The following is a 263-nucleotide window of genomic DNA, read 5'->3' on the forward strand; positions in this document are numbered from 1 at the left end:
GCGCCTATCTATCCGATTAATGCCGTGCCCACGCAGGATATTGGCCCCATCATCATTGCGGAACTGGGCGAGGTGTGGCGCTGGACGAGCACGCCTCAATTTGCGGGGTATCGTTCGCCCAACTGCGGCGCGATTGCATACTTCGCGTCGGTAGCAACACCCGCAGGCCATCTGAAGGCCAACGGTGCGGCGGTCTCGGTCGCGACATATGCGGCACTTGCTGCTGGCATCTATTGTGGCGACGCGCTAAACCCATCCGCGCC

Annotated in this window: 1 protein-coding gene; it reads left to right on the forward strand. The window is 61.6% G+C overall.

Features of this window, described 5'->3' with window-relative positions:
* Positions 1 to 263: tail fiber protein (locus tag ACR6JA_RS23335; RefSeq protein ID WP_494599926.1), on the forward strand; the 263-nt coding region annotated here is incomplete at both ends.

This window comes from Cedecea sp. B1(4) (assembly GCF_059414925.1).